The sequence below is a fragment of the Janibacter sp. CFPM2_SD2 genome, assembly GCF_057364645.1.
The window spans coordinates 36,480-42,883 of record NZ_JBNFOF010000001.1 but is presented as its reverse complement, the minus strand read 5'-3'; the positions used below and the strand labels follow the sequence as shown (position 1 = coordinate 42,883).

8 protein-coding genes are annotated in these 6,404 nt (G+C 73.1%); 2 read left to right on the top strand and 6 right to left on the bottom strand.

Annotated features, from left to right (window positions below):
- A partial coding sequence (locus AC2W7J_RS00215; RefSeq protein WP_485980834.1) for a cupin domain-containing protein occupies positions 1-776 on the bottom strand: 776 nt, incomplete at its 3' end.
- 105 nt (positions 777-881) lie between these two features.
- Positions 882-1,088, bottom strand: a complete 207-nt coding sequence (locus tag AC2W7J_RS00210; RefSeq protein ID WP_485980833.1) for a hypothetical protein — start codon at positions 1,086-1,088, stop codon at positions 882-884.
- A 138-nt stretch (positions 1,089-1,226) separates the two neighbouring features.
- Between AC2W7J_RS00210 and AC2W7J_RS00205 the strand changes: the two genes are divergently transcribed.
- On the top strand, positions 1,227-1,595 hold the full coding sequence (locus tag AC2W7J_RS00205; RefSeq protein WP_485980831.1) for a hypothetical protein: 369 nt from the start codon (positions 1,227-1,229) through the stop codon (positions 1,593-1,595).
- Positions 1,486-2,526, top strand: a complete 1,041-nt coding sequence (locus tag AC2W7J_RS00200) for a saccharopine dehydrogenase family protein (RefSeq protein ID WP_485980829.1) — start codon at positions 1,486-1,488, stop codon at positions 2,524-2,526. Before AC2W7J_RS00205 ends, AC2W7J_RS00200 begins: the two co-directional genes overlap by 110 nt.
- A gap of 104 nt (positions 2,527-2,630) precedes the next feature.
- Here AC2W7J_RS00200 and AC2W7J_RS00195 read toward each other — a convergent pair whose 3' ends face one another.
- The 4 genes from AC2W7J_RS00195 to AC2W7J_RS00180 all read right to left on the bottom strand — a co-directional run bounded on the left by AC2W7J_RS00195 (position 2,631) and on the right by AC2W7J_RS00180 (position 6,403).
- Positions 2,631-3,485, bottom strand: coding sequence for a GNAT family N-acetyltransferase (locus AC2W7J_RS00195; RefSeq protein ID WP_485980827.1), 855 nt, complete (start codon positions 3,483-3,485; stop codon positions 2,631-2,633).
- A gap of 44 nt (positions 3,486-3,529) precedes the next feature.
- On the bottom strand, positions 3,530-4,528 hold the full coding sequence (locus AC2W7J_RS00190) for a crotonase/enoyl-CoA hydratase family protein (protein ID WP_485980825.1): 999 nt from the start codon (positions 4,526-4,528) through the stop codon (positions 3,530-3,532).
- A gap of 114 nt (positions 4,529-4,642) precedes the next feature.
- Positions 4,643-5,425, bottom strand: a complete 783-nt coding sequence (locus tag AC2W7J_RS00185; protein WP_485980823.1) for a hypothetical protein — start codon at positions 5,423-5,425, stop codon at positions 4,643-4,645.
- A gap of 501 nt (positions 5,426-5,926) precedes the next feature.
- A complete protein-coding gene (locus tag AC2W7J_RS00180; RefSeq protein ID WP_485980821.1) occupies positions 5,927-6,403 on the bottom strand; it encodes an SRPBCC family protein in 477 nt (158 codons plus the stop codon).
- Position 6,404: the final 1 nt, after the last annotated feature.

Here is a 6,404-nt window from a genome sequence, read left to right as displayed (position 1 = left end):
CTGCGCAGCTGCTCGTCGACGACGACGAGGTCGTCGGCGATGGCCTCGGGGTCGGCGACGTCCACCCCGGGGCGAAGGGAGGTGCGCTGCGACTCCTGCGCAGCCAGCCCCCTTCGCGCGGCGTCGAGGACGGCCTCGGCGAGGTGTCCGCGGTGCCACACGTGGATGCCGACGGTCAGGTGCGTGCTCACGCCGCCGAGGGCGGTCGCCGAGTGCAGCCAGCCACGGGGCGCGTAGAGCACGTCGCCGGGCCGAAGCGTGACCTCGAGGTGCGGCTCGCCGGTGGCCGCCTGCTCGACGGCCGGGCGCCGGTCCTGCCACGGCTGGTCACGCAGCGGGTGCGGCTGGACGGGGGCGTGCAGGCGCCAGCGCTTCTCCCCCGCGGTCTGCAGGACGAAGACGTCGTGCACGTCGTAGTGGGCGGCGAAGCCGCGGCTGCTCGGCGGGGTGACATAGGCATTGACCTGCACGGGGTGGCCGAGGTCGGCGGCGAGGTCCTGGGCGAGCTCGAGCACCGGCGGGTGGGTGCGGTGCAGGCCCTGCAGGACGAGGGTGTGCCCCTCGGCGAAGAGGCGCAGCAGCGCGGTGTCGTCGAGCTGGTCGGTCACGCCCGCGCCGACGCCACCGCCGCGGGTGAAGTCGGCGTCAGCGAGCGTGTGCCCGTCACGGGCCACGCGCAGGAAGGGAGTGCGCAGGCCACGACGCGAGAGCAGGTCGTCGACGTCACGGGTCGTCAGCAGGTCGTCGAAGGGGGTCGGCAGCGCCGCCGCGGGCACGTGCCGGGGCTCTCGACCCCAGGAGTGCTCGAGCTCCTCGGGGCCGAGGTCGTGACGCGGGCGAGGCCGTGCACCGCGCGGGTGCACCGGCCTCGTGGGCGTCGGTCACTCAGGCTCCGCCGTCGGCGCCACCGTCACCGGCAGCGCCGTCGCCAGCGGCTCCGTCGGCGCCACCGTCACCAGCGGCACCTCCGCGCCACCGTCACCAGCGGCGCCGTCCGCACCGCCGTCACCGGCGGTCGGGGCCTCGACGGGCACGCCGCCGATGGCCTCCTCGGGCAGGTCAGGGGTCTCGTTCGGAGGCTGCGTCATGGTGCTACTCCTTCACAGTCGAGAGGAGGGACGGCATCGTCCCCGGGCTCCCTGTCTATCGGAGAGCGCCCCGCAAGGGAAGGGGGCGAGTCGGTTGAACATGAAACAGGTTGAGGCACAACGGGTTAGTGTCGATTCATGACTGCACCCACCGCTGCCCGCGACCTCGACGTCGTGCTTGTCGGAGCCACCGGCTTCGTCGGTCGACTCACCGCGGCGCACCTGCGCGACCACGCCCCCGACGGCCTGCGCGTCGCCCTCGCCGGACGCTCGCGGGACAAGCTCGACGCCCTCGCCGCCGAGCTCGGTGACGCCGCCGCCGACGTGGCCGCGGGTCGTCGTCGACGTCTCCGACCCCGCCGCCTGCGCGGACCTCGCCGCCCGCACGCGCGTCCTCGTGACCACGGTCGGCCCCTATGCCGCCTACGGGCGCGAGCTCGTCAAGGCCTGCGCCGTCGCCGGCACGCACTACGCCGACCTCACCGGCGAGGTGCTCTTCGTCCGTGACTCCGCCGAGGCCTTCCACGAGGTGGCCCAGCGCTCCGGCGCCCGGGTCGTCCACTCGTGCGGCTTCGACTCGATCCCCTCGGACATCGGCGTCTGGGAGACGGCCCGGGTCGCCCGCGAGGAGGGCGCCGGCGAGCTGACCGACACGGTGCTCTTCGTGCGCCGCCTGCGCGGCGGCCTCTCCGGCGGCACGATCGACTCGATGCGCCGGCAGACGATCGCCGCGCGCGAGTCCGTCGAGGACCGGCGCGTCATCAACGACCCCTACGGCCTGAGCCCCGACCGCGCCGCCGAGCCGACGAGCGCCGACCGGGCCGAGATCGCCCCGACGACCACCGAGCACTCGCGGGTGCGCTCGGCGCTCGGCAAGGTCGGCTCCCGGCTGCCGGTGCGCCGCACCGCCGACGGTCACTGGACCGGCCCCTTCATCATGGCGTCGTACAACACGCGCATCGTGCGCCGGAGCAATGCCCTGCTCGGCTGGGCCTACGGCCGTGCCTTCCGCTACCACGAGGTGACCGACTTCGGCAGCCGCGCGAAGTCCCCCTTCGCCGCCACCGGCATGACCGCCGGCCTGCTCGGTCTCGTCGCCGGCCTGTCCTTCGCGCCGACCCGTCGGGTCGTCGACCGCTTCCTGCCCGAGCCGGGCGAGGGTCCGGACGAGCAGACGCGGGTCAACGGGCGCTTCACGATGGAGGTCGTCGCCTCCACGACCGGTGGCGCGCAGTACGCGACGACGGTCGCGGCCAAGGCCGACCCCGGCTACAACGGCACTGCGATCATGCTCGGCGAGGCCGCGCTGTGCCTCGCCCAGGACGACCTGACGAGCGAAGGGGGCGTGCTCACCCCCGCGGTCGCGATGGCCGCCCCGCTCATCGAGCGCCTGCGGGCGCAGGACTTCGCCATCGAGACCCGGCGCATCGACGCCTGACGCTCCCCGGACTCCGCATTGCCCAAGGGCAATGCAGCAGGGCGGCGACCTGAGGCCGCATTGCCGTTGGGCAATGCGGCCTCAGGTCGTGCGAAGGGGGAAGCTCAGGACTCGTCGAGGCGGGCCTGCGGCACCGGGGCGTCGGTGCCCTCGGCGCGCACGTCGCGGTGCCAGGACTCGGTGCGATAGCGGGTGACCCAGCCCATCGACGCATAGATCCCGTCGGCGCCGGTCGGGCTGTCGGCGTCGACCTCGAGCGAGACGCGGTTGCGGCCGCGGCGAGCGGTGTCGGCGATGACGGCGTGGAGCAGCGACTTGGCCACCCCGCGACCGCGGGCCAGGCGGTGGACGCCGATGTAGTCGATGTAGGTGCCCTCGTGGCCGTCGGCGTCCTCGGGCAGCACCGCTGCGGCCACCGCGCCGCCGGGCACCCACTGGCCCTCGATCTCGATGTCGGCGATCCACCAGTGGTCCCACCGGTGGCCGGGCGCCTCGCGCAGCCGCGAGAGGAACTCCGGGAAGGACTCGCGATAGGAGTTGAAGTGGTCGGCGAAGGACTCCTCGATCATCCGGTAGACCGCCTGCAGGTCCGCCGCGACCGGGGTGCCGTCCTCGCGGCGCGCGACCTGGCGCACGACGACGCCCTCGCGGGTCTCGGCGAGCTCGGCGTCGCCGGGACCGATGGGCCGGCTCATCTGCAGCCACCGACGCGCTCGGGTGAAGCCGGCCGGCTCGAGCATGCTGCGCAGGCGGTCGTCGTCCTCGTGCACCGACACGTCGAGCCGGGTGCCTCCGAGCCCGCGCCCGCGGGAGATGCGCAGCGCGACCGCCTCGGCCCAGGCGAGCAGCGAGGCCGCGAGCGCCTGACCGTCCTCGCGACCGAGCGCCGGGTCAGCGGTCAGGTCGACGTGGACCGGCCGGCGCCCGGTCGTGCACCCGGGCCCACACCCGGATCGCACCCTGCGGATCAGCGACGACGACCTGACGACGGGTCCACGAGCCCTCACCGACGGCCTCGCCGGCGACGAGCTCGGCCTCGACGGCACCGGAGCCGTCGACCGCCCGCTTGGCCGACGAGACGAGCGCGATGAGCTCGTCGACGTCGGTCTCGTCGGGCACCCGGGTCGTCCAGCCCTCGGGCAGGTCCTCCGGGACGATCGGGAGGAAGCCGGTCTGGTTGCGGGGGCCGCCGCTCACGGGACCATCCGTCGCTGACGGGGCAGGAAGTCGGGGGACTCCTTGCGGGCATTGGCCGCTCGTGCCCGAGCGGCGTTGGGCCCGAAGAGCAGGGGCAGCTGCTCCCTTCGCTCACGGGCGAAGGTGTAGCGCGGGCTGCGGTTCCACGTGCCGTCGAAGAGCCGCTTGGTCGCGGCGAGCGCGTCCGGCGAACGGGTCGCCAGCTGCTGCGCGAGCTCGGTGCCGCGGCCACGGGGTCGGCGGCGACCTCGGTCGCGAGCCCGAGCTCGTGCGCCCGGGTCCCCGAGATCTTGTCGGCGGTCATCGTCAGCTTCTTCGCCACGTCGATGCCGACGAGCTCCGAGAGGGCCTGCACGCCGGACATGTCGGGGATGATCCCCCAGCGGCCCTCGAGCACCGACCACGTCGCCTCGGGATGGGTGATGCGGAAGTCGGCAGCAAGCGCGATCTGCAGCCCGCCACCGAGGCAGTGCCCGCTCACGGCCGCGATGACCGGCACGGGCAGGCGGCGCAGCGCCCACGGCGCCTCCTGGAAGGTGTTGGTCCCCCGCCACGGCCGCGGGACGAAGCGCGACGCGATCGCCGACGGCTTCTTCATCGCCGAGCCGAAGTCGAGCCCGGCGCAGAAGGAGTCCCCCTCCCCCGAGACGACGACGGCCCGCAGCCGTCGGTCGGAGCGCAGCCCGTGGGCCGCCGCGGCGAGGTCGTCGAGCATGTCGAGCGTCAGCGCGTTGAGCTTGTCGGGCCGGGACAGGCGCACGTGTCCGATGCCGTCCTGGATGGTCGTCGTGATGTGCCGGGGCATGGCCCCAAGACTAGGTGGGTCCGGGGACGACGGAAGGGCCCCGTCCGAGGACGGGACCCTTCCGGTCGTGGCGGGGACGCGGGTGCGCCGCCGCGTGGGCGGGGTGCTCCCGGGTCAGACCGCCTTGAGGAGCTGGTCGAGGATGCCCGAGACCTCCGAGGCGGACTTCGACGTCGCCGAGGTCACCAGGTAGGTCGTGCCACCCGCCTCGCCGGCGCACTGCGTCGTCGAGGAGAGCTTGCCGCAGTGGTTGTCGCCGACCTTTTCGTCGCCGTCCCAGATGGCCTCGAAGTCGGCCGGCTTGACGCCCTCGCCGATGACGACGGAGATCGTGTCCGAGCCCTTGGTGTAGACGGCCGTCTGCTGGCCGCTGTTGTCGCTCGTCGTGCCACGCTTCCAGCCGTCGAACTCCTCGGGGAACTCAGCGGTGCCGCCACCGGCGGTGGAGGAGGACGAGGTCTCGGAGGTCGGCTCGCTCGTCGACGAGGTGGTCGGCTCGCTCGTCGTCTCGGAGGTCGGCTCCGTGGTCGAGGACTCGGTGCTGCTCTCGGTGGTCGACTCGCTCGTCGTGGTCGACGAGCTCGACTCGTCGTCGTCACGGTTGGCGATGACGACGCCGCCGATGCAGCACAGGACCACGACGAGGGCGATGACGCCGGCGATGGCGGCGATCAGGCCCTTGCTGCGGCTCTTCTTCGGCGGTTCACCCGGGCCACCGGACATGCCGTAGGGCTGGCCGGGGCCACCGGGACCAGCAGGACCACCGGGGCCGCCGCCGTAGCCCTGGCCGGGCTGGCCCTGACCGAACTGCCCGGAGGGCGGCTGGGTCTGGCCGAAGGAACCGCCCGGGGGCGGAGGGACGTTCGGGCCGCTCGGACCCCCTGCTGGTGTGGACATGAGCCAATCGTGGCACAGCCGGTGCGCACGACGCGGCGAAGGGCGGAACTCCCCCTGTCGAGTTCCGCCCTTCGCGTCGGTCCGGAACCCCCCTGCAGGCTCCGGACCGGTGTCGGGGGTGGCGTCCCCTGTGCCCTTCCGACACCGACAAACCTATGGATGTGCTGGGAACCGGTCGATGGGGAGAAGTACCCATCCGACCCGGGGGCTGGCCCCCGGGCGCCTCATCGGGCGAAGGGAGGCTGCCTCGAGTCAAAGACACAGCGCGTGAGCGAACACTCGCTGTGTCTGTGTCCGAGGGGGGGCGTCGGTGGGCGGAGGGCCAAGGGAGCCGCAGGACGAAGGGGGATGGCTGCGCACATCAAGCCGAAGTCAGGCACGACAACGCCGGCGAAGAGGAGAACGAAGGACTTCGGCGGGCGCAGCCGCCCCCCGTCGTCCGGAGGCCAGCAGTCGTCCCCCGTCGCCCGGAGGGACGCACCTCAGCCGGAGGGACGCACCTCAGCGCGCCTCGAGCAGCTCCTTGAGCCGGCGCAGGGTGACGGCCATGCCCGCCTCCATCTCGCGGTCGAAGTCGGAGACGCCACCGAGCACCTTGTCCTGCAGGGTGCGCGAGATCTGCGTCGTGCCCTGCGGGGCCTCGCGGCGGTGGGTCACGGTCGTGCCACCCGCGGCCGAGGGCGCGAGCTCGAAGGACCAGATCGTCGCGTTGTCCTTGACCCGGAAGGCGTAGTCGCGCGACGGCTCGAAGCGCACGACCTTGGCTCGGGTCGGCCACAGCAGCGGACCGCGACGGTTGATGTTGATCGTGCGCGTGCCGAGCCCGACGGGGGCCGTACCCACGACGTGGGTGCGCACCACCTGATCGGACAGTCCGCCGAGGGCTCGCGGATCGGTGATGACCGCCCAGACCTGCTCGGGCGTGGCATCGATGTCGGTCGTGGACTCAAGGAGCGGGGCGTTCTGCGTCGTCGTCATG

Bases quoted from the DNA above. Each gene is read 5' to 3' on its own strand.
- AC2W7J_RS00180 (WP_485980821.1), bottom strand. From the start codon at position 6,403: ATGACGACGACGCAGAACGCCCCGCTCCTTGAGTCCACGACCGACATC.
- AC2W7J_RS00190 (WP_485980825.1), bottom strand. From the start codon at position 4,528: ATGCCCCGGCACATCACGACGACCATCCAGGACGGCATCGGACACGTG.
- AC2W7J_RS00185 (WP_485980823.1), bottom strand. From the start codon at position 5,425: ATGTCCACACCAGCAGGGGGTCCGAGCGGCCCGAACGTCCCTCCGCCC.
- AC2W7J_RS00210 (WP_485980833.1), bottom strand. From the start codon at position 1,088: ATGACGCAGCCTCCGAACGAGACCCCTGACCTGCCCGAGGAGGCCATC.
- AC2W7J_RS00205 (WP_485980831.1), top strand. From the start codon at position 1,227: ATGACTGCACCCACCGCTGCCCGCGACCTCGACGTCGTGCTTGTCGGA.